26 protein-coding genes and 2 pseudogenes are annotated in these 19,564 nt (G+C 34.7%); 8 read left to right on the plus strand and 20 right to left on the minus strand.

Annotated elements, in window-relative coordinates:
- Positions 1–285 precede the first annotated feature (285 nt).
- Positions 286–837: a DUF4352 domain-containing protein gene (locus AC1DEF_RS15425; protein ID WP_097822984.1), complete on the plus strand. Its 552-nt coding sequence runs from the start codon at positions 286–288 to the stop codon at positions 835–837.
- Positions 838–1,022: 185 nt separating this feature from the next.
- Here the strand turns inward: AC1DEF_RS15425 and AC1DEF_RS15430 are convergent, their stop codons facing one another.
- From AC1DEF_RS15430 to AC1DEF_RS15440, 3 genes are all read right to left on the minus strand, one after another.
- The gene (locus AC1DEF_RS15430) at positions 1,023–1,295 is read right to left on the minus strand and encodes a hypothetical protein (protein WP_255255683.1); all 273 of its coding nucleotides are present in this window, start codon (positions 1,293–1,295) and stop codon (positions 1,023–1,025) included.
- Between the two features lie 252 nt (positions 1,296–1,547).
- Positions 1,548–2,399, minus strand: a complete 852-nt coding sequence (locus AC1DEF_RS15435) for a sialate O-acetylesterase (RefSeq protein ID WP_477727424.1) — start codon at positions 2,397–2,399, stop codon at positions 1,548–1,550.
- Between the two features lie 236 nt (positions 2,400–2,635).
- Positions 2,636–2,863: a hypothetical protein gene (locus tag AC1DEF_RS15440; protein ID WP_097822986.1), complete on the minus strand. Its 228-nt coding sequence runs from the start codon at positions 2,861–2,863 to the stop codon at positions 2,636–2,638.
- A 432-nt stretch (positions 2,864–3,295) separates the two neighbouring features.
- Here AC1DEF_RS15440 and AC1DEF_RS15445 point away from each other — a divergent pair, with 432 nt between their 5' ends.
- Positions 3,296–3,490, plus strand: a complete 195-nt coding sequence (locus AC1DEF_RS15445; protein WP_043981009.1) for a hypothetical protein — start codon at positions 3,296–3,298, stop codon at positions 3,488–3,490.
- A gap of 265 nt (positions 3,491–3,755) precedes the next feature.
- Here the strand turns inward: AC1DEF_RS15445 and AC1DEF_RS15450 are convergent, their stop codons facing one another.
- From AC1DEF_RS15450 to AC1DEF_RS15475, 6 genes are all read right to left on the minus strand, one after another.
- On the minus strand, positions 3,756–4,241 hold the full coding sequence (locus AC1DEF_RS15450; protein ID WP_097822987.1) for a tetratricopeptide repeat protein: 486 nt from the start codon (positions 4,239–4,241) through the stop codon (positions 3,756–3,758).
- A gap of 129 nt (positions 4,242–4,370) precedes the next feature.
- Positions 4,371–4,664: an RNA polymerase alpha subunit C-terminal domain-containing protein gene (locus AC1DEF_RS15455; RefSeq protein WP_097822988.1), complete on the minus strand. Its 294-nt coding sequence runs from the start codon at positions 4,662–4,664 to the stop codon at positions 4,371–4,373.
- 162 nt (positions 4,665–4,826) lie between these two features.
- Positions 4,827–5,534, minus strand: a complete 708-nt coding sequence (locus AC1DEF_RS15460; RefSeq protein WP_097822989.1) for a DNA alkylation repair protein — start codon at positions 5,532–5,534, stop codon at positions 4,827–4,829.
- Between the two features lie 40 nt (positions 5,535–5,574).
- Positions 5,575–5,946 carry an iron chaperone gene (locus AC1DEF_RS15465; RefSeq protein ID WP_097822990.1) on the minus strand — a complete coding sequence of 124 codons (372 nt, stop codon included), beginning with the start codon at positions 5,944–5,946 and terminating at the stop codon, positions 5,575–5,577.
- 142 nt (positions 5,947–6,088) lie between these two features.
- Positions 6,089–6,682: a YdeI/OmpD-associated family protein gene (locus AC1DEF_RS15470; protein ID WP_097822991.1), complete on the minus strand. Its 594-nt coding sequence runs from the start codon at positions 6,680–6,682 to the stop codon at positions 6,089–6,091.
- Between the two features lie 173 nt (positions 6,683–6,855).
- Positions 6,856–7,965 (minus strand): Gfo/Idh/MocA family protein, encoded by a 1,110-nt coding sequence (locus AC1DEF_RS15475; RefSeq protein ID WP_097822992.1) that lies wholly within the window; start codon positions 7,963–7,965, stop codon positions 6,856–6,858.
- Between the two features lie 125 nt (positions 7,966–8,090).
- On the opposite strand from AC1DEF_RS15475, the gene AC1DEF_RS15480 reads away from it, so the two are divergent.
- Positions 8,091–8,963 carry a LysR family transcriptional regulator gene (locus tag AC1DEF_RS15480; RefSeq protein ID WP_097822993.1) on the plus strand — a complete coding sequence of 291 codons (873 nt, stop codon included), beginning with the start codon at positions 8,091–8,093 and terminating at the stop codon, positions 8,961–8,963.
- Positions 8,964–9,120: 157 nt separating this feature from the next.
- Here the strand turns inward: AC1DEF_RS15480 and AC1DEF_RS15485 are convergent, their stop codons facing one another.
- The 6 genes from AC1DEF_RS15485 to AC1DEF_RS15510 all read right to left on the minus strand — a co-directional run bounded on the left by AC1DEF_RS15485 (position 9,121) and on the right by AC1DEF_RS15510 (position 11,864).
- Positions 9,121–9,339: a hypothetical protein gene (locus tag AC1DEF_RS15485; protein ID WP_097822994.1), complete on the minus strand. Its 219-nt coding sequence runs from the start codon at positions 9,337–9,339 to the stop codon at positions 9,121–9,123.
- Between the two features lie 65 nt (positions 9,340–9,404).
- A complete protein-coding gene (locus AC1DEF_RS15490; RefSeq protein ID WP_255255684.1) occupies positions 9,405–9,722 on the minus strand; it encodes an immunity 22 family protein in 318 nt (105 codons plus the stop codon).
- A gap of 254 nt (positions 9,723–9,976) precedes the next feature.
- Positions 9,977–10,480, minus strand: coding sequence for a MepB family protein (locus tag AC1DEF_RS15495; RefSeq protein WP_097822995.1), 504 nt, complete (start codon positions 10,478–10,480; stop codon positions 9,977–9,979).
- A gap of 197 nt (positions 10,481–10,677) precedes the next feature.
- A complete protein-coding gene (locus tag AC1DEF_RS15500; RefSeq protein WP_097822996.1) occupies positions 10,678–11,139 on the minus strand; it encodes a hypothetical protein in 462 nt (153 codons plus the stop codon).
- A gap of 183 nt (positions 11,140–11,322) precedes the next feature.
- Entirely contained in the window at positions 11,323–11,628 is a 306-nt protein-coding gene (locus tag AC1DEF_RS15505; protein ID WP_097822997.1) for a hypothetical protein, read from the minus strand.
- 104 nt (positions 11,629–11,732) lie between these two features.
- Complete coding sequence (locus AC1DEF_RS15510; protein WP_255256546.1) at positions 11,733–11,864, minus strand: hypothetical protein; 132 nt, start codon at positions 11,862–11,864, stop codon at positions 11,733–11,735.
- 314 nt (positions 11,865–12,178) lie between these two features.
- On the opposite strand from AC1DEF_RS15510, the pseudogene AC1DEF_RS15515 reads away from it, so the two are divergent.
- Together AC1DEF_RS15515 and AC1DEF_RS15520 are read left to right on the plus strand one after the other, a co-directional pair.
- Positions 12,179–12,571: pseudogene (locus tag AC1DEF_RS15515) on the plus strand (DMT family transporter); the annotation flags it as partial.
- Positions 12,572–12,634: 63 nt separating this feature from the next.
- On the plus strand, positions 12,635–13,087 hold the full coding sequence (locus tag AC1DEF_RS15520; protein WP_368484536.1) for a DMT family transporter: 453 nt from the start codon (positions 12,635–12,637) through the stop codon (positions 13,085–13,087).
- A 253-nt stretch (positions 13,088–13,340) separates the two neighbouring features.
- Here AC1DEF_RS15520 and AC1DEF_RS15525 read toward each other — a convergent pair whose 3' ends face one another.
- Genes AC1DEF_RS15525 through AC1DEF_RS15535 form a run of 3 tightly spaced genes read right to left on the minus strand, consistent with a single transcriptional unit; the run spans position 13,341 to position 15,755 of the window.
- Positions 13,341–14,132: an amidohydrolase family protein gene (locus AC1DEF_RS15525; RefSeq protein WP_097822998.1), complete on the minus strand. Its 792-nt coding sequence runs from the start codon at positions 14,130–14,132 to the stop codon at positions 13,341–13,343.
- Positions 14,122–14,529 (minus strand): carboxymuconolactone decarboxylase family protein, encoded by a 408-nt coding sequence (locus AC1DEF_RS15530; RefSeq protein ID WP_097822999.1) that lies wholly within the window; start codon positions 14,527–14,529, stop codon positions 14,122–14,124. The genes AC1DEF_RS15525 and AC1DEF_RS15530 overlap by 11 nt, the downstream gene beginning before the upstream one ends.
- Positions 14,529–15,755: an MFS transporter gene (locus tag AC1DEF_RS15535; RefSeq protein WP_097823000.1), complete on the minus strand. Its 1,227-nt coding sequence runs from the start codon at positions 15,753–15,755 to the stop codon at positions 14,529–14,531. The genes AC1DEF_RS15530 and AC1DEF_RS15535 overlap by 1 nt, the downstream gene beginning before the upstream one ends.
- Positions 15,756–15,859: 104 nt before the next feature.
- On the opposite strand from AC1DEF_RS15535, the gene AC1DEF_RS15540 reads away from it, so the two are divergent.
- Entirely contained in the window at positions 15,860–16,693 is an 834-nt protein-coding gene (locus tag AC1DEF_RS15540) for a helix-turn-helix transcriptional regulator (RefSeq protein WP_097823001.1), read from the plus strand.
- 158 nt (positions 16,694–16,851) lie between these two features.
- On the opposite strand, the gene AC1DEF_RS15545 is transcribed toward AC1DEF_RS15540, so the two are convergent.
- On the minus strand, positions 16,852–17,478 hold the full coding sequence (locus AC1DEF_RS15545; protein ID WP_097823002.1) for a type 1 glutamine amidotransferase family protein: 627 nt from the start codon (positions 17,476–17,478) through the stop codon (positions 16,852–16,854).
- Positions 17,479–17,570: 92 nt separating this feature from the next.
- Between AC1DEF_RS15545 and AC1DEF_RS15550 the strand changes: the two are divergent.
- Positions 17,571–17,825 (plus strand): annotated as a pseudogene (locus tag AC1DEF_RS15550) (isochorismatase family protein); the annotation flags it as partial.
- A gap of 6 nt (positions 17,826–17,831) precedes the next feature.
- Here AC1DEF_RS15550 and AC1DEF_RS15555 read toward each other — a convergent pair.
- Entirely contained in the window at positions 17,832–17,963 is a 132-nt protein-coding gene (locus tag AC1DEF_RS15555) for a hypothetical protein (protein ID WP_230185485.1), read from the minus strand.
- A 630-nt stretch (positions 17,964–18,593) separates the two neighbouring features.
- Between AC1DEF_RS15555 and desA the strand changes: the two genes are divergently transcribed.
- Positions 18,594–19,564: Delta(5) desaturase DesA (gene desA / locus AC1DEF_RS15560; protein WP_477727425.1), on the plus strand; the 971-nt coding region annotated here is incomplete at its 3' end.

The raw sequence follows: 19,564 nt of genomic DNA on the forward strand, positions 1-19,564 counted from the left end.
GAAGTTTCTGCTAGTTATTTTGATATACATACTCACATCCTATTTTAGTATATATATATTGGTAAAATAATTTACATATACTAAAATTAACCAAAACAAACATATCGAGACTTAATTTCAGGATAATAAGTCCCTATTAGTGTATATTAAGCAGTTTGATCTAACCTATTATTAAAATAAGGAAATTTAATATTGTAATATAACTATATATATGTAAACATTAAACATGTATTTTAAATACATAATAAATGCATGTTTAATGTTTACAGGAGGAAATGTACTAAAATGAAAAAAATTTTTAAGATTGGCTGTTTAGGATTTATTATTCTTATTGCACTTATTGTAGTAATTGCTGTCGTAGCATCCGGTGGAGATGATAGTGGTTCTGGATCTAGTTCTAACTCTTCAAAATCAGAAGAACAAAAAGCTCATAAAGTGGGAGACACTTTTACAGTAGATGATAAAGCGGAAGTTTCTGTAACAAAAGTAGAGGAAAAAGAACAAGTTGGAAACCAATATGCAAATAAAAAAGCTTCTGAAGGCGGTACACTTGTTGCTGTGCAATGGACTGTTAAAAACGTATCTGATAAACCTTTAAATGCTTTCTCAGTTCCATCAATTAATTTAGTTGACGAAAAAGGTACAAAATATGAAGCAGATATTGATGCAACATCAAATTATGCAATCGAAACAGATATTGATAACTCTAAAATTGCAAGTGACTTGAACCCTAACATTAAAGTAACAGACATTAAAGTGTTTGAGATTTCAAAAGATAGCTATGCAAAAGGTAAATGGTATTTAGAAATAAACGGAAGTAAAGTTCAAATTAAATAATACTTTTCCATAGAGTAAAAAGCTCACTAAACGTTCAACGTTTAGTGAGCTTTATTATATTTATACTATTATCTATACCCATGAGAGAGTATATGAGGAAACGGCCCCTTTTTTCTGCAGAGAATGTTGAATAGTAGCGGGATACTATATACTTGTTTCAAACAAATTCAATTTACGCACCGAAATTATAAATAGAGTCCTTTAATGTAAATAGATGCGATATTCTTAGCAATTTGTTCTACAGGATGCTCATATTCATTACGAACAATTTCCCAAAGGTACATTTCATTAGTGAAAAACCACCCTCTTGCTACTAGCTCGTTATGTACATCTTTACGGGCTAATCCATTGCGCTGCGCATAGGCAATGTCTTCTGAAATTCGTTGAATAAACTTTTCCCGAATGTTCTTCCATTTCTCTGAAACGAGAGGAGAAATACAGATTTGAAATATTCCCACCTAAAACTCTGTCTGCAACTTCTCCGCTAGTTGCATTTGAAAAATTTGCGTGTCTTGAATACCGGCTTTTTGGAGTTCCTGTTTAAAGGATTCTCCTTTTTTTAGTTTTAATAATTAACAAATCTATACTAACTCCACTCATTCATAATTGCCAAAAGTTCATATCCATATGAACCTGGTTTTCTTTTAACAAACCTAAGATTAAAAGTGGAATCAATTGATCTCTCCTCATAAAATGGGATTAATTTTGCTTTAATTACTTTCATTAATAATAGTAGAGATATTAATAGAAAACTCCTCAAAACTTAATTGTCCCAAGGCAAACTTCATACTTTCAACAAATATACGCTCATTTTTAGTTAGTTCACGCTTTGCTTCCTTTTCAATCCATTCATGCTCAACGTCCAAAACATCTAAAACATGCTTTTGTTTTGAAAAAGCCTCATAGTATCTTAATCCAAACTTTCTTTGAGAGACGGCATCAATATGAATGCCATCTGGATTTGCTGTTAAGTCTTTTGATGTTACAAAATAACAATTTTTTTTAGTGTGGGCAACTTTAGATAATATCTGGTTTATTTGTTTATATTCTACAGCGCTTTTTCCAAATCCGACATCTCCAAGGTAATGCCCCAACTCACCTATAATAATCGGGATATCTGGTGCATTCAATTCTTCTCTCAAATGTTTAAATAATGAAAGCAATTTATCTTTATACGTCTTATAACGTTCTCCGTAACTGTCGCTTTCTCCTTGATGCCACAGAATTCCCACTAACTCACTTGTTTCCATTGCGAATTTCGCTTCAGAAACCGCGTGTCTTGTTAATAGTCCGTCAATTGTCCACTCATCAATTGAGCTTCCTCCCTCGGCACATGGTATTAATCCAATGGACTCGTCAGGATGATCTTCTGTCCAAGCTTGAGCAAAAGAGGCTGCCGGCCCAACACCAGATATGTGACGATCAAAATTAAGTGGTTCTGCCATCGTTTGCCATCTACCGTTTCTCAACATATGTATATGCTCATTATAAATCGGCGGTACATCCTCAATAAATCCTCTGCCTGCCATATTTGATTGTCCAATTAACAATACAGATTTCATAGAAACGCCTTCTTTCTTTGTTTACAATAGTCTAATTAGACTAAGTAGGTTTATCAATATAATTTAATTAGCTTTTTTATGATTTAGGTTTTGATAAGATTTCATCTGGAGATTCAGCGTATTCATACACTTTAGTAAGATTTATTTCTTACTGTTCTTTCTCTTCCATGTTGATCACTTTTTTCTAATTTGCTCGTGGTTATACTTATAGAATTAGTTACACTTTGATATATAGCTTAATTGATAGCTTCAAGGGCTTGTTTCAAATAATCCATTTCAGAGGTTATATCATCTATCTGTTGGTTTAATTGACTTACATTATCAAGAGTATTCTGTGCATCTAATAAATTAATTTCTAACATCAAACGGCTTGCTTCACTCTCAAGTTCTAGTCTCTTTGCAAATAATACCTCATGCTTTTTTATAATTTCAGATTTTAAATTCTTACTATTGGTTTCTTTCATACTTCTACCTCACTAACTTGTAACAACAGTATTTTACTTACAGGAAAACCACATTTATTTCGCATTTACATAAGATAAATAATAGAAAACAATTAAAATAAATTCCATTATTCACTTTCCTTGGATGGCGTTCATAAGTTCTTGGTGTTGGCATTCAGATACATACTGAGCGTTCAAAAGCTTCCCTAACTGTTAAAAACAAATGTAACATTCCATAATAAGGGAAATTTTGAATCGTTTAGTTTTTTTTGCAGGAAAAGAAAGCGCAGTATATAAAAATAACAGTATGCATTAAAAAGTGTTAAGAACATTTTATTATCATTTTCTATCAGCACGAGAGCAATATTGAGAAAAGAGCTTATATAAGTCCGTGTCTTAAGTATGCCTATTATATAGAATGGGTTACTTAGTAACTAAGGGAAGGTGATTTATATGTTAGGGGAAGAAGATTTAAAAGTAAATTGTATATCAGCTGCTATAGGTTTACTCATCCAACATAATATTATCACTCACCAGGAACTGGACAAACTAACTAAAACAAATTATCACGTTTTTTATCATTTTCTCATGGATAAGCTAATTGAAGAAGAGTTTAGTAAGGATAGAGATAGAGTGGTACAAACATAAGTGCTTCAACAAAGAAAGAAGCGCAAGATCTAAAGCAAAGATCTCATATTTCAAATCTATTTCTAATAAGGTTCCTTACATATTAGACATATATAATATGTAAGGACTCTCTTATTCAACAAACGCCCCCTATAGTTTAAATGTACTTCTTCACACTCTATCATTTAAAAAAGTCATTTTATCGCAGGAAGCCTGCCAGTATTGTTACAAAAAAAGTCCTCTCCTCGTTTCAGAAAACGAACTTATATTCAGTGAATTTCACAAGCTACTTCCAAGTCTGATCCAGTTTATCTGAATAAAAATGTAAGGCTTTTTTATAACTTAGTATTTCATTGTCATTTGTCGTATTTAGTAAGCACTTCAATAACAGTTCCATCGCTTGACTATGTTCTTTTAAATTGTATAAGGTCATAGAATAAAACACTTTAATTACATGATTATCTGGGAATAATTCCATTCCCTTTAAAAATATATCTTTTGACTTTTCATATTCCCCCAAGGCTCTATATGTGCTGCCCAATCCCAATATTGCCCCTTCCATATCCTTCGAAGGTAATCCTATCTTTATGGCATTTTCGTAAAAGGGTACTGCCTTTTCTTCTTCTCCTAATATGTCAAAGCTCCAAGCACATTGATAGTTATATAAAGCATCGTCTGGAAATTCCTTAACTAATTCACTTAGCAATTCGTTAGATTCTTTGTGATTTCCATTCTTTCGTAATGCTAATGCTTTATCTAGTTTGTGATTCAACTTAAATCTCCAACCCTTCTTTTTCCCACTACTTTTTTATCTCTTAACATCCTTCCATATCCAGAAATTCAGCTTATTCGTACACTTTATCCAGATCTATTTCTTGTTTTAACTATCCTTAATGAATGTTTAATCTTTAAAGACTAACCCATTGGCCTGCAAAGCTGTTCTAAGTTTAGGTAAAGAAGCCGGCCCCATACCATGAAATTGTAATATCTCTTTTTCACTAAATGTTGATAGCTGCTGCAAAGAAGTTATCCCGTTGCTTTCCAATGCTCGTCTTGCTGGTGCTGATAGCATGGAAAGAAATCCCTCTTCAGGTTTCCGTTCTTGCTCACAGGTTGGGCAGGTCGGACAGCTACTGCTTTTATAATATTTATGTCCTTTATGACAGATTCTTAGATTTCCCTTTTGGATGTTCATTTTTAATCTCTCCTTTTCTCAAGAGTTTTTTAGCTTTTATCCCCTGCCACTTCTTCAATGGATGGTTTATGAAGGAACAAAACATCATGCGTATAGTAAGCTAATTATCATTAAATACTTGTGAGTCTTGTTTCAGGTAGTGCAGCTCCATTACAAATTATGCTAACACCTTACATGTTTGCGTTTGAACCCAAGCCGTCCTCTATCTATATCCTTTTGAATGTTTTCGGAAGCAAGAAGAATACTACTTTTTTTCTTATCCTTCTTAACTTCGACTGGACCTACTGCCTTTGCAGTTTCAAGCGCCTTCTCATGAAGTGGCAAATATGAAATACCCACTGTATAGATAAAATTATTCATAGCCGATTTCGTTCGATCTGGAGAATCGTGAATCGTATTTTCCACTTGATTAAGCATATCGGCAATCTTGCTTGTGCTAAATTCATCGTCAGGACGATTACCCAAAAGCCAGCAGTAACAACTCCAACCTGCCGACATTTTAAGTTCTTCATCACTTGCCACCCATTTATCAGCAACAACTTGCGCAAAATCGGTTTCTGACAAAGTTACTGCAACTACATAATCGGACAGCATGTAAAAATACGCTTTATCGATCCAACGCTTAAAATCCTCCGCAGTCATCTCTGTTGGGTCTGCAATGATACCAGCAAAATACATAGCGTCATAATTGCCAGACGCATAAAGCTGCTCGGCTAAAGCCTGATTTTTCTTGATTTTCTTTGCAATCGGCTTCATTTTCCCTGTTGCCACTCCAAAAAGTGGATCGTGTGCACCATTGTTTATGTAAGTCTTTTTAATTCGTTCCGTACCAAGCGCTTCAAGTTCTTTCATAACCATTTCAAAATCCACCGTTCTGTACCCTCCTTCTTCTCCGTTCATAATCTGCTTTTCATTTCCGCCAAAAAGTTGAACAGTCTTTCTTATCTAAAATATTAAACTCAATTATTTTTTTAAGTAATTCATAGTTTACTGGCTCAGTCCATAGAATTCGAAACAAGCCTTTGGTAGCGCTGTATCCAGCCTGAGCAATGTCATTATTAAAGTGCACGATGCCTGTTTCTTCAGGTGAAACGCTCAAATGATGTTTCGCTGAGGCAAAGCCGATGATGAATGTTCCACGATCAGTAAACATTGGCGTATTCCATTTGATTTGTGGTTCCAAATTCGGGAAAGTATTAGCAATCCAAGTCAAAACCTCCTCTGTTCGGTCACGGTGCTCAGGGCTATCTATACGCGCTAAATATTCTGCAAAAACTTCCATAGCATTTTCTCCTCAAATAAAATTTTTTTAAATTTACTCTACTTTTATACAAATGGAACATCAGTCAGTTCACTTAACCTTGTTTCACTTTTGACTCAAATACATTAACAATTTATATTGGCCATGTTTTAAATAAAATGTACTAATCATTTAATCCTTTTCCATTAAGAATGTTCGGAATGCATTTTTCAATCCTTGATTCTCGAGTCTTAGATTGCTTGGCTGCAGAAAAATGAAGAATATATGCTCTTTGCCGTCCTGGAGTCAATGTAGTAAAAGCATCTTTTAGAGCAGGTATTTCATCAAATTTATGCTGTAGCTCATCAGGAATAATGAGTTCTTCAGGCTTTTTAACTTGGACTTTTAATCCGGCTTTTTCCACCTCGATGGCCTCATCAATATAAGCTTTCAAGATGGCTTCCTTTTCAGCTATTTCTTGCACATTGGTAAACCGAATTTGTCGCGCGCCTTGTACATTCTCCGTTTGTTGAATTAGAATACCATGAGAATCTTGTAACAGAGAACCTTTAGGAAACAGCAACGCACAGTATTCTTTAAAACCATGCATTAAAACAATGTTTTTTTTCTCGAACGTGTAACAAGGATTCATCCACTTAAAATCTTCGGTCAACTCACAGTCAAGAACAATCTTTCTCAACGTCTCATATTCTTCTTTCCACTTTTTAGCTTTATTTAAAAATTCATTAACCTTAGGATTCATTTTGCTATTTGTCATTAAAGAACACTCCTATTCAATTTTTTAATCTGTGGCTCTAGCAGCCATACAGGCAACCTTTAATTCATTTAATGGTGTTACTATTCTTCAAATATAGGAAATGCCCTTCTACAATTGACTTGATAGTTATTAAAATTATAAACATTTTAACTTTATAAGAAAGAGGCTTTCGTTTATTTATCAAGCGTTACCCTTTCACCAGTCTCTGCAGATATTCGAACCGCATCCAATAGTTGATGAAGTTTAACAGCATCGTGGAAGTTTGGAATTTGACTTTTGTGTTCAAATATATCTTTTGCTAACACCTGATAAGCCTTTTCAACGTAATCTTTTGGATGATTATCTTTTACCGAAGATACGTTTATCTCTTCAACATACACACTTTCAGTACTTAATAAATAAGTAGGATACTTGACCTTCTCTAATTTAAGATTACCAAATTGTACGTGACCGGATGAAGAATTCTGAGTTAAGCGAAAAACACCTTTTTCTCCTCTAATCTCTAATTGAAAAGCAGGATAAACTCCGCCTTGAATATGAACAGAAGCGGAAATATCACCGTCGAGTGTTCCCTGTATTAAGATTTGATCCGCTGTATCCTTTCGAACCGTAACTTTTGTTCCTTGTATGAGAGCTTCTGTATAATGCGTATTCATTATCGACGATAACTCTTTAAAATCACCTAAGATGTAGCACAGAACATCAAGCGAGTGTCCACCGTTGATTGTAAGAAGGTTCGCTCCATTTTCTTTTTTTAAGATATAGCTGTTTGCTTCATCTGTTATTCCACCCTTCCCTTGTGTCGCTACCTGCATGGTACAGGAAATAATTCTTCCAATTTCCCCTTGGTTAATAGCCTGCTTTACATAATTCACCTCGGGAGATTGTCTTGCTTGTAACCCAATCGCATGATGAATGTTCGCCTCATCCGCTAACTTTGCCAGTTTAATTGCTTGCTTAGTATCTACACCTAAAGGCCACTCGCAATAAATATGTTTCTTTTCCTCTATGGCAGCAATTGAAGCTTCGTAATGAAACGGAACTTTTACACTAACTACTACTAAGTCAACATCTTTAGATTGGGCTAATCCCTTATGATCTGTAAAGCTGCGGGAAGCATCAAGTACCCTCGCGCTTTCCTTGGCGGTTTCCGCTTTTGATGTTCCAATTGCGGTTATTCGATAAAAAGGGCTTTCCTTAAGCACTGGAATATGTGTTTTACTCGCCCATTGATTATTTAAAGATCCCCCTATAATTCCTACTTTTATTAATTTCTCCTTCATTAGACATTCCTCCAATATTTTGTAGAAAATATTACCTTTTAATCAAGTATAATTAAAATGAATCATTATTTTAAATGTTAAAATATGATGGCTATATCACTTTTTTTGATGGAGGGTGAATATGAATGGATATTGAAAATATGAAAGCTTTTGTTTCAGTGGCGGAATTAAGAAGTATATCTGCTGCTGCAATAAACTTGAACCACCTTCAATCCAATATGACCGCAAAAATAAAGAAAATAGAAAGCTATTATAATCAAGAACTGTTTATTAGAAACTCTAAAGGCGTTAAATTAACCAAGCAAGGAGAAAAATTGTATCACCAATTTAAAAAAATATTGCTTCTTTGGGAAGAAACTGAAAATAAAATGAAGAAACAAGATGAAAAACTCCGTATTGGCACCATGATATCAGTTGGGGGCACTCAATTCTCAAGCGCTTTAAACAAACTTTACAACACCTATCCAGATCTAGCAGTAACACTAAAAACGGGTTCAACCGAATATATCGAAAATCAAATTCTACTTGGACAAATCGATGTAGCTTATACAATTGGATCATTAAACAACCAAAAGATAAAATATAAAAAAGTAGGCGTAGAAGAAATGGTTGTCATTGGTCGCGATATTGATCAACACACGACATTTGATGACTATGTAAGGCAAAAAAATATACTGGTACTTTCAGATAAGTGCTTATACATGACAATATTAGATACTATTTACGCCAGCTTACATATTGAACAAGGTGACATGATCGAAGTTAGCGATCCAGAAACATTAGTACAATTTGCGTTAATGGGCATGGGAATTTCCTTAATATCTAAGCGTATCGCAAACCGTTATAATATCCATAATTTTTTAGAAGTTCCAACACCTTATCGGTACACTGACTTTTATCTCATTTCCCGGCTAAATTATGAATTTACCCCTATCGAAAAACAGTTTATTGAATTGAATAACTTCCTTGGGGACACTTTTAGAAGAGTAGAAGTTTAATATTGAGGTTATAGTTTTTTCTGTAACCTTCTTTGTGATTTCTTGGCTATCATTGTTTTTTATATAGGTACAGTGAAAGATTTTTTCGCTTTACATAAAGCGTATTCTTAGCAGCCATTTATAATAAAGAGCAAATCAATGTTTGATTCGCTCTTTATTAATCTTCCCTCATATCCAACGTGTAGAATTCTACAACGTTATCTTCATTATCCTTAAAATACAGCCGCTTCTCTTTTTGCATATTGATATTAACCTCTTCTATAACCTTATAGTCAATACTAGCATCGTTTAATACTTTAATGGCAGAATCAAAGTTCTCTGTTTTTATATGTAAAGCAAAATGGATATGAATACCACCTTGTTCATAACTATCCATACCTAATACTTCCTAAATATTTAACACCATTAATTTCGTTATCACTCTTTTTATTGTGCTGGAAATCATAAATTAAAATCATAAATTAAAATCATACTGTTGAAACCATCAGGCAAATATTCTCCATATTTTTCAACAAAGTTAGGAATTACTACACCATCATACGAACAGCCTTTTAACAGGTGCGAGAGCTTACGCATATCCTGATTTGCATAATGAGCTTCGCTAAAATCTTCGTCAAAGTAATCAACTTTAAAGTCCTTTTCAAATTGTGAGGGTATAGCATCTCCATCTTCCGTATAAGCAACCAACAGATATTTTTCTAGCTCTTCGCTAGTTGAAAACTTACCGATCCATAAAGATACATAACCTATCTGTTCCATACAATCCCTCTTTCCAAAAAACATTTCTTACATTACAATCATTCTTTATACTTTAACTCTACACGAATTAAACATCGATTAGCTCAATTAATCTCATTTTGTTCTTTAAACCAAACGTGTCATCAATAAAAACAAACAGTTCACCTAAAGAATCAAAAAACTGAATGAATCCTGTCTTTGTTACGCATTGACTCTTCTTATATTATGTAAAGTGCACTTGCTAATTCATATATAAGGCTTTAACCCTTGCCACTCTAGATGTATAGCTTTAATAATTTTTGATGGAGCAAATCGTTCGCATCATTCGTCTCAACAAAATATTCTAATTGCCATTTTTGTGTTTTCATAGCTTGTTTGCTAGTTGGTTTATCCCATATCGGATACACTCTAATAGCCATTTTACCTTTTGTGGTAGCCGTTTTAAGGATTTTTTGTTTTAAAAGAATCTCTTTTGGAAAAATGAATTGTCCAAATCTATTTGTACTAGTGAAGGTATTAATAACTAATAGATCGGTAGCTTTTCCATACGAAAAGGCTTGGTTTTTATGAGCCGCATCTTTTTCCCAAAAGGATACAAACTGCCCTACCTTATTAGGTGTAGTTTTCGCTACCCTAAATCTTATAGATTTTGAATTTAACTGAAATATACCAGCGCCATAATCTGAGTTCTGAGCTTCTTCTCGAATAGCTTTTATAACGAAGTGATTTGGTTCATAAAAGTTCTCATTTACATAGGTTAACGCCTCATGAAATTCCATTGTTTTTACCCCTTATGTTTATAGCCCTCTCCAATTAATACTAAGTGGTTTGTATTTCTTTCCTCGAAATCGCGTCTAAATATCTTAAATATTCCAAATGATATAGCGAAACTATCCTTGACTTATAACACCTCTTGATCCATTAAGCGTTGCTACCCTCTTAATATAGTTAATGTGCCACATATTAACCTCATTTTTTACTCTTGTTCTCGATCTCTTTGTATTACTGAAATACTTGGAGGTTCAGTTGAAACCACATCAATTATATGATTCAAAGCATGTATTCCATAGTGCTTAAACGGGCCAGGGTGTATATCGTCAGCTATGGTACCAACTTCGATAAAATCTAGATATCTGGACTTTGAATAAACTGCAAAAGCGCCTCCTCTATACATTTCATATTCATCTATTACAGTAAAACTTTCGTTTCTAACAGAGTATGCAATGTACCAATCAAATGTAAGTCGAATTATAGGAAGTGCGTAATCCACATCAATAGAGGCATAAGAAGAAGAAGTGCTTTCTCCTGTTATCTCTTCATCTGCATTTCCACTAATTTTGCAACGTTCAATATCCACTATTAGCGCGTTATCCTCAGGTTCAAATATAGAGTTTAAATAAATACAGCCTTGATATTGAAGCAGTTTAGAGTAATTCATAAAGCCCTCCTTTTTTAAACTAAAGCATCGAGTGAGTCCAATAACAAGTAAAAAAGCGTTCATTCTTGGATTACATCTATTCAAAAACCCCTAGCTTTAAACTAACAAGCAAAAAGATGACACGTTATTGATTCGTAGCAAGAGTGTCTAAACTTTTAAAAATTGTAGGCAGGAAGTTAGGATTTATTTTATCTTGAATATGATCTTTCTATGATCCTGCTTTATACGTTTCAAGCGCAGCTCTATTTTTCTATCTAACATTTTATGTGCGGTTTGGAAAGTTACACATATGAACAGTAAGATAACAGTAATAATTATAGCGTCTGGCACTTGAAAGCAAAAACATAATATTGCTAAAAGAAAAGATATAGTACAAGTAAAGTTGATTATCCATTTTTTATTTCTATGAGCTTGAAGACTTTTTTCAAGCAGCTGCTTTTGTCCTTCTTCCCTTTTTATATTTTCTGAATTATTGAGTGTAGAGTTCAATGTTATTTCTCCTTAGAAAACTAATTTTATATAATTTATATATTGGTTATCTTTTCCCTTTAAGATGATGGTATAGTTGGGTGCTCTTAAAGAGAAAGCCCAATTTAATCAATCGTTTTGGCAAGGGCATAGGCTTCTTTCACGCTGATTACAACATCCTCCAACAAGCTCATTTTCTCCTCTTCTTCAACGTTTGCATTTAATATAGAAAAAAACAAAGCAAAGAATGCCTTCATGTCGATACATATAATGACTCTGTTTAGTAGCTGCTCATAATCGATCCAAAGAACCTATCAAAAAGAACATTCGTTCTCTATATTATACAAGAACAAACGTTCCCTTTTCAATAAAAACTCTAAAGTTTTCCGAATTATTCCTATGAATAACGTCGAATTTATTATTTTATAAAAAAAGAAATACCTTATATACCTAGAGAAAGGTATCGAGATAACGAAAACAAAAAAACATGAGAAAATGTTCTACAAAGCAAAATTTCGGAATGAAATAATCAACAAAATTTGCCATAATAAGTGAAGTAAGGAGGTGTATTATGTTTCGATTGTATGGAGCCTTAATTGGGCTTAGTTTAATTTGGGGTTTATCTTTTGTATTTATGAAGTGGCTGCTTCCCTCAGCTGGAATATGGGGAATTGTATTTTTTCGTTGTTTAGCAGGTGCAATCATCTTGCTCCCGTTTTTATGGTGAAAGCGTAGAAAAGTTAAAGAAAAACTCCCCTGGAAGGCGTTGATTGTTGTTGGTATATTTAACTGTGGTTTAGCCTGGGGATTAATTTCCTTAAGCGAAACTGAGATAAACAGTACGACTGCCTCCATTCTGAATGCGACCACTCCAATCTGGACAGGTCTTATCGGATTTATTCTTTTTTCTTATCGACTTACCGGACGTCAGTGGATCGGTATTCTTATCGGTTTTTTCGGGATACTCGTCCTCATGAATTTTCAATTTGGTCAGATTTTCGGGAAAGGGTTTGTTGGGATTGGAACAATGCTTGTTGCTTGTATCTGCTATGGGCTTGCTGGGCAGTTAACAAAACGGTTTTTGTCTGAGGTGAGCGTACTAACTATAACAACCTTCACCCTACTAACAGGTGCTATCATCGGTTTAGTTGGGATGTTGATTACCGAACCATTTAAATCAGATTTGTTGATTCATCCACTTCCGATTCTGGCAATTGTGGGTCTCGGCTGTTTTGGCTCAGGATTGGGTCAGTTAATCTATTTTTATATCAATAAAAATGGTGGCCCTGAATTAGCAGCGACGGTTACTTACCTGATCCCTGCCTCCGCCATGGTATGGGGTTATTTACTACTGGGAGAGACAATTACTCCACACATAATCGTTGGACTACTTATTATCTTTGCTGGCGTTTATCTTTCATCTAGGAAATCAAAAGGTAAAACTCCGCATGTCACTCTTGTTAGCAATAAACAAAATTAAGTAAGTAGATCTTATAATGTGAGTCTTTAAAGTTATCTCCGAGAGTAGAATTAAGAAACTGAAAGACTACAGAATATGATATATTTCAAATGAAATTCATCATACGTGATGATAAGGCGTAATTCTAGTTGTTCAATCTTGTTTAAAAGGCAGCCCTCTATTTGGCTGCCTTTTTTATTTCAAGGCAGAAAATAATTTTAAAATTCACTGCTCGTTATCCCATGCAACACAACATCAAACAAAAACGCTGAATTTATATATTTAGCAGATTCGAGATATTCCCACCTAACACTCTGTCTGCAACTTCTCCACTAGATGTATGCCGCTTAACAGCCTGTAGATTTAAGTATGGATCTCCGTATGGAAAATCTGAACTAAATAACGTTCTTTCAGGTATTTCTTTTATAGCCAAAGACAAGGCATATGTTGTATAAAATGCTGATATATCTAAGTATGCATTTTTGGTGTCTTTTATCATTTCTATCGTTTGTAGCCAATGAATTCCGCCCATATGCCCGTATATAACCGGCACATTTTCATATTTTTGAGTGAGAAGAAATAACTCTTGAATATCCTTTAAGTTCAAAGGATGAAAAGTATGTACCCAGATAGGTAAAGACATATAGTCACTCGCTGCTTTAAATATAGGTTCTAACAATGGAATTTGATCTGGGCCAAGAGTAAATTCTCCAAGACCTTTCATCTTTTGCTCTTTGACAAGCTTCTCTACCCAGTAGTTTAGATTGACATCACCAGGAGAATAGGAAAGCGGAACCGAACCAAATCCGACAAACCTATTCGGGTATTCCTTAATCGCAACGCTTACTTCTTCTAGCGCATTTAAGCGTGCTTGTAAGGGATTCACCTCATTATTGAGAATTTGATGTAATTTGTTCATTTCCGTTGTAAATTCTTTAACATTACTGCTTTTTTCTGGATGAACAAGAGTAGAAAACAATACGGTTTTATCTATTCCACTTTCATCCATCATTTTAATATGTTTCTCTATAGGCAAAACCACATGTGCATGACTATCAATAATCATTTTGTTTCTCCTTTTCATTTCTTTCGTAAAAGACTTCATTAGCAACTGTCAAAATCGTTTTTAAAGCTACAGGGAATCCAGCATAAATGACCATTTGTAACATTGCTTCTAAAATTTCTTCCTGTGTCCATCCAACATTCAAAGCCCCGTTTAGATAAAATTTCAGCTGTTCCGTATTACCTAATGCAGTTAGGCCAGCCACTGTAGCAAGAAGGCGTGACTTTAAGTCTAAACCTCCTCTCGAGAAAATTTGTCCGTAGTTAAACTCTACAGCTAGCATTCCTAAATCAGGGAGAGCTGACTGTTCAAAGCCTGCCATTATATCCTCATAGTTCTCTGGATCAATCCTAGCTAATATATCTAATCCTCGTTGAAAGTTATCTGTATGTGTTCTCATTACATTTTACTTCCTTTCTTACTCATGAAATTTTCTATCGTCTTTGTAGGAATGTTCGTTGGAATTAAAGAACAAAAGCTAATGGCTATCATCAGTATGGCTATGGCACACACTCCATGCCACTGCCATTTACTCCATGCAAGTAAACCCACGTAAGATCCTAGGGACCCGCCTAAAAATGTGGAAACCATATATAATCCATTTAATCGACTTCTTTTCTCTTCTCCTAATTGGAAAATAGTAAACTGACAGGCAACTTGATTCGCTTGAGTCCCTATCGTTATAAGGAGAGCTCCTAAAATTAATCCAGGTAACCAGTACCCTTCCCGTATAAGACCTATAAAAGCAAGTAAAGATACGGACATACACAAAAGACTTGCAAACTTTGCCCCTTTTGTATCAATTAAACGTCCGATAATTGGCGTAGCAAACGCTCCCGCTATCCCGACTAACCCTATTACCCCTACCATGTCACTTCCATACGAATAGGGATGTGTATGTAATAAAAAGACAAGCGTGGTCCAAAATGCGCTAAAAGAAGCAAACATCATCCCCTGACTTACACATGCTTTTTGCAGGGCTCTTTCTTTTATAAACAGCGGACCTAACGACATGAGCAAGTGTTTATAACTGGTTGCATTTCCTCCTTTACTTCTTGGAAAATAGACGTAAACTAACAAAATCATAAAAAGTGTAGCCACAGCAGACGTCCAATACACCATTCGCCATCCAAAATGAACATCAATAAATCCACTAGCAAGCCGAGCGCCTAAAATACCACAAACTAATCCAATGGTGACATTTCCTAAAACTTTTCCTCTACTATGATCTGAAGCTATATTCGCAGCCAGCGGAACGATAATTTGAGGAACAACCGTTACGATTCCTAATGCTAAGGTTGTAACCATCATCCTCGTTTTGTTGATAGATAAAGCGTTTAAAGCGAGAACGATACATATAGCGAATAATAAAATCAAAATCAATTTTTTTCGTTCGAAGATGTCTCCTAGCGGTACTAAAAAAAGATTTCCTAGCGCATATCCAACTTGAGCTAAAGTCGCTATAATACCTATGTCGGCTGCTGAAACGTGAAAACTGGCGGACATGCTTACTAAAAGAGTTTGGTTTAAATAGACATTGGCCACTGTAAACCCGCAAACTGTAGCCATTAAAAGAACTAAGCCTCTTGATATATGAGACTTTTTTTCGCTACCTTTTACTATCATCTGTTTCACCTCCCTTACCAAGATCATAAAATAAGGATTATAATGGTAATAGGAGTCTAGTTATACTAGTAGTAAAAGTACTACCTACACAAAGGAGTAAAATCATGGTAAGCGATAAAGAAAGAAGAAAAGAATTAGGGGATTTTCTAAAGTTAAGACGAGAACGATTGTCTCCAAAAGATTTTAACTTGCCTATTGGACCGAGGAGAAGAGCCAATGGATTACGCAGAGAAGAAGTGTCTCAACTAGCAGGAATCGGCATAACTTGGTATACGTGGCTGGAACAAGGACGAGATATACAAGTATCTTCTGAAGTATTAGAAGCCATATCACGTATTTTTAAATTAAGCAAAGAAGAAATGGAGCATTTATTTTTATTAGGCAATCAGCCACTTCCATCTGCAACCGTACAGAATGAAAGAGAAAATATAGATCGCGTTGTAAAAAATTTATTAAGCCAATTAGGCCAATGCCCTGCCTATGTAACAGACGAAAAACTTAATATTGTAGACTGGAATAAAGCTGCTGTAATGGTATTTGGGGATTTTAACGAGATGGATGAGCGAAACCGCAATGCAGTGTGGCGCTGCTTCACTTCCCAAGAATATCAAAATCTTTTTCAAAATTGGGAAGATCATGCCCAACGACTAATTGCTCAATTCCGCCTAGCTTACACACGTTTTGTAGGAGATGAGTGGTTTAAAACCATGATCAGTGAGCTTAGCAACAGAAGCCCTCAGTTTTATGAGTGGTGGTCTAACCATGAAGTTTTAGGTACGCCTTGTGGAAAAAAGACTATTATTCACCCTGTAGCAGGAAAAATGATTATGGATCATATTACGCTCCAAGTGTATGATGCACCCCAATTAAAAGTGACTGTTTATCAGCCTCGTGAGGAGAATGAGACAAAAGAGAAGATGAAGCAGTTATTGAGGTAATAGTAGTATTGTATATATTAATGGTCTTAATTATTAAAAGCCTATGTACTCCTGACAAGTACATAGGCTTTTTCTTGAGTTTACATAAGTTTGATTATAGGTATCTACAAAAATAAAAAAGAAAATTATTGTAATCGACCTTGTATATAATTAGGAATCTATATTGAACTCATTAACTGAAAAAAGTATTCGGACTTCTGAGTTTTATTTAAGCTATACCATGAATCTAATGTATTTGATGCAAATACATCTAATTTTTTTAATACGTCCCTCGCGAATTCTAGAGGTGCTACTCCTGAAGCAGTAATCATGTTATTATCGGATACTACAGGTCCAATCTCATACAACTTCTCTCCTTTATAATTAGGACAGACCATTTTTGTATATTCTAAGTTATTAAGCGTATGCTTTCTAGAATCTAAGTACCCACTATTTGCAAGGGCATCAGTAGCACCACAAATTGCAGCTACAATAGTACCAAGCTCTAAAACTTCCCCAACTTTTTTCAATATAGGTTGATGAATCTCCTCACTCCATGTATTCCCTCCCGGTAGAATTAAAAGATCTTTATCCAGAAAAGTGCACTCATCAAGAGAAATATCTGGCTGTATACTTAGCCCCCCCATTGTTTTAATAATTTCTTTATTAACTCCTACCGTCATTACTTTTAAAGGGGCTAAACCTTGCCTGAAATATCTTCCTGAATTTAGTTCAGCAATTAAATATCCATACTCCCAATCTGACATTGTATTAAATACATAAATATAAACTTTTTTTGTTTGCATATTAAGCCTCCCGAACTGACGTTCTCTATATTATACCATTTTAAAGGCATATATCTATAAATATGTTAAAATATTCAGAAAAAATCAAGGAGATTGAGAATCATTTGAAAGAAAACAAAATAGAAAAAGTCGTAATAGTAGGATTAACAACTCCACATTGTGTATTAACTGTTACTCGAATGAGTAAAAATTTAGGATTTGAAACGTATCTCATATCAGATGCCACAGCTGCATTTGCAATAAAAGGAGCAGATAATGCATATTATCCAGCTGAACAAATACATACTGTGTCATTAGCAACTTTAGATAATGAGTTTGCCAAAGTTTTAACAACTGAAGAATTGATCAAAAAGTTAAATTTGACTGAAAATCACTGTCGAAATAAAGATAAACCACAAACCTACTGCGATAACGATCTCCGTTCCATAAGCCCAACATACCCAGCTAGCTGTATCAGCTGAAATAAACTGAGAAAAAATACTCAAAAAGAAAAGAGCAGCTTTTGGATTTAATACATTACATATAAACCGATATAAGCAAGCTATGACTTTGTTATGATTTCTGACAAAAACAATCTAATATTATTTTTCATTTTATTATATTTAGATTGCCTACATTGAATAATATCTACTATAACGAGCAAACTAAACAAGACGCCGTGAGGCATCTATCCAATACTTTAAAATCCTTGTTGTTTTAAATAGAAAAACCTACTGGTGCCGGATGAACCAATAGGTTTTTCTGTTTTATAACAAAGTGCACGACAGTTGAAACTTCATAGCTCTGAAAAGCTACCTCCAATCCTAGACATTATAGTAGAAGTAGTTACTTGTTCGCATTATATTTTAAAAATAGTGGCACAAAACCTGTTAGAAAGGTACACACTGATGAGTGCTTTTAAACAGCTAGGACTGAAATAATGCTAATGCTTTAATGAAACTGAATTTTTTCATACCCTTTTCCTTTTATTAAGAAAATACATTCACACATGTATGACAATTGTCATACTAACTACTTGACGTTTATATCTTTTATTACCAGCTACTATGTTCTACTATAAATATAAAGAAGAGTTGAATACTAATCAATGTAAAGAAAGATGTAAGGAGGAACACATGAGCAAACAAAAAACGACTGAATTAAGAAAAAATGTAGCACCTTTTGAAAAATCCAATACGAAATCGAGTATAAAGCAATTAATAAACACATTTCTTCCGTTTTTACTACTTTGGTTTTTAGCTTATAAAAGTTTGTCCGTTTCTTATTGGCTAACACTGCCAATAGCTATTGTTACAGCCGGGTTCGTCGTCCGAACCTTCATTATTTTCCATGATTGTTGTCATCAATCATTTTTCAAAAGCCGAAAAGCGAATAATATCCTTGGTACAATCAGTGGGGTTATCACCATGTTTCCGTATGAACAGTGGAAACGAAGCCACTCGATTCATCATGCCACGAGCAGCAACTTAGATAAACAAGGAACTGGTGATGTGTGGGTCATGACAGTTGATGAGTATGTTGCAGCTTCCTACTGGGGTCGGTTAGCTTACCGAGTGTACCGCAATCCACTTGTTATGTTTGGATTAGGTCCCATCTATCTCTTCTTAGTTTCTAACCGATTGAATCGAAAAGACGCGAAACGAAAGGAACGTTTGAACACATATTTAACCAATTTCTCAATTGTTGCAGTGTATGCACTTTTATGTTGGGGTATTGGTTGGCAAGCTTTTCTGCTCGTTCAAGCTCCCATACTTTTTGTAGCAGGATCACTGGGAATTTGGCTATTTTACGTACAGCATCAATTTGAGGATTCCTACTTTGAAAACGAAAAGGAGTGGGATTACGTGAAAGCTGCGGTTGATGGTAGCTCCTATTACAAGCTTCCTAAAGTTTTACAATGGGTAACAGGTAATATTGGTTTCCATCATGTACATCATTTGGCTCCAAGAGTTCCAAACTATAATTTAGAAAAGGCGCATGAGTCTACGCCACCATTACAGAAAGCAACAACCATTACACTAAGCACAAGCTTGAAGTCCCTTCGTTTTCGACTTTTAGATCAACAAAATAAAAGTTTTGTAAGCTT

The organism is Priestia sp. 10L35 (assembly GCF_056395685.1).

Bases quoted from the DNA above. Each gene is read 5' to 3' on its own strand.
- AC1DEF_RS15425 (WP_097822984.1), top strand. From the start codon at position 286: ATGAAAAAAATTTTTAAGATTGGCTGTTTAGGATTTATTATTCTTATT.
- AC1DEF_RS15435 (WP_477727424.1), bottom strand. From the start codon at position 2,399: ATGAAATCTGTATTGTTAATTGGACAATCAAATATGGCAGGCAGAGGA.
- AC1DEF_RS15440 (WP_097822986.1), bottom strand. From the start codon at position 2,863: ATGAAAGAAACCAATAGTAAGAATTTAAAATCTGAAATTATAAAAAAG.
- AC1DEF_RS15445 (WP_043981009.1), top strand. From the start codon at position 3,296: ATGTTAGGGGAAGAAGATTTAAAAGTAAATTGTATATCAGCTGCTATA.
- AC1DEF_RS15455 (WP_097822988.1), bottom strand. From the start codon at position 4,664: ATGAACATCCAAAAGGGAAATCTAAGAATCTGTCATAAAGGACATAAA.
- AC1DEF_RS15465 (WP_097822990.1), bottom strand. From the start codon at position 5,946: ATGGAAGTTTTTGCAGAATATTTAGCGCGTATAGATAGCCCTGAGCAC.
- AC1DEF_RS15470 (WP_097822991.1), bottom strand. From the start codon at position 6,682: ATGACAAATAGCAAAATGAATCCTAAGGTTAATGAATTTTTAAATAAA.
- AC1DEF_RS15475 (WP_097822992.1), bottom strand. From the start codon at position 7,965: ATGAAGGAGAAATTAATAAAAGTAGGAATTATAGGGGGATCTTTAAAT.
- AC1DEF_RS15480 (WP_097822993.1), top strand. From the start codon at position 8,091: ATGGATATTGAAAATATGAAAGCTTTTGTTTCAGTGGCGGAATTAAGA.
- AC1DEF_RS15485 (WP_097822994.1), bottom strand. From the start codon at position 9,339: ATGGATAGTTATGAACAAGGTGGTATTCATATCCATTTTGCTTTACAT.
- AC1DEF_RS15490 (WP_255255684.1), bottom strand. From the start codon at position 9,722: ATGGAACAGATAGGTTATGTATCTTTATGGATCGGTAAGTTTTCAACT.
- AC1DEF_RS15495 (WP_097822995.1), bottom strand. From the start codon at position 10,480: ATGGAATTTCATGAGGCGTTAACCTATGTAAATGAGAACTTTTATGAA.
- AC1DEF_RS15500 (WP_097822996.1), bottom strand. From the start codon at position 11,139: ATGAATTACTCTAAACTGCTTCAATATCAAGGCTGTATTTATTTAAAC.
- AC1DEF_RS15510 (WP_255256546.1), bottom strand. From the start codon at position 11,864: ATGAAGGCATTCTTTGCTTTGTTTTTTTCTATATTAAATGCAAACGTT.
- AC1DEF_RS15520 (WP_368484536.1), top strand. From the start codon at position 12,635: ATGCTTGTTGCTTGTATCTGCTATGGGCTTGCTGGGCAGTTAACAAAA.
- AC1DEF_RS15525 (WP_097822998.1), bottom strand. From the start codon at position 14,132: ATGATTATTGATAGTCATGCACATGTGGTTTTGCCTATAGAGAAACAT.
- AC1DEF_RS15530 (WP_097822999.1), bottom strand. From the start codon at position 14,529: ATGAGAACACATACAGATAACTTTCAACGAGGATTAGATATATTAGCT.
- AC1DEF_RS15535 (WP_097823000.1), bottom strand. From the start codon at position 15,755: ATGATAGTAAAAGGTAGCGAAAAAAAGTCTCATATATCAAGAGGCTTA.
- AC1DEF_RS15540 (WP_097823001.1), top strand. From the start codon at position 15,860: ATGGTAAGCGATAAAGAAAGAAGAAAAGAATTAGGGGATTTTCTAAAG.
- AC1DEF_RS15545 (WP_097823002.1), bottom strand. From the start codon at position 17,478: ATGCAAACAAAAAAAGTTTATATTTATGTATTTAATACAATGTCAGAT.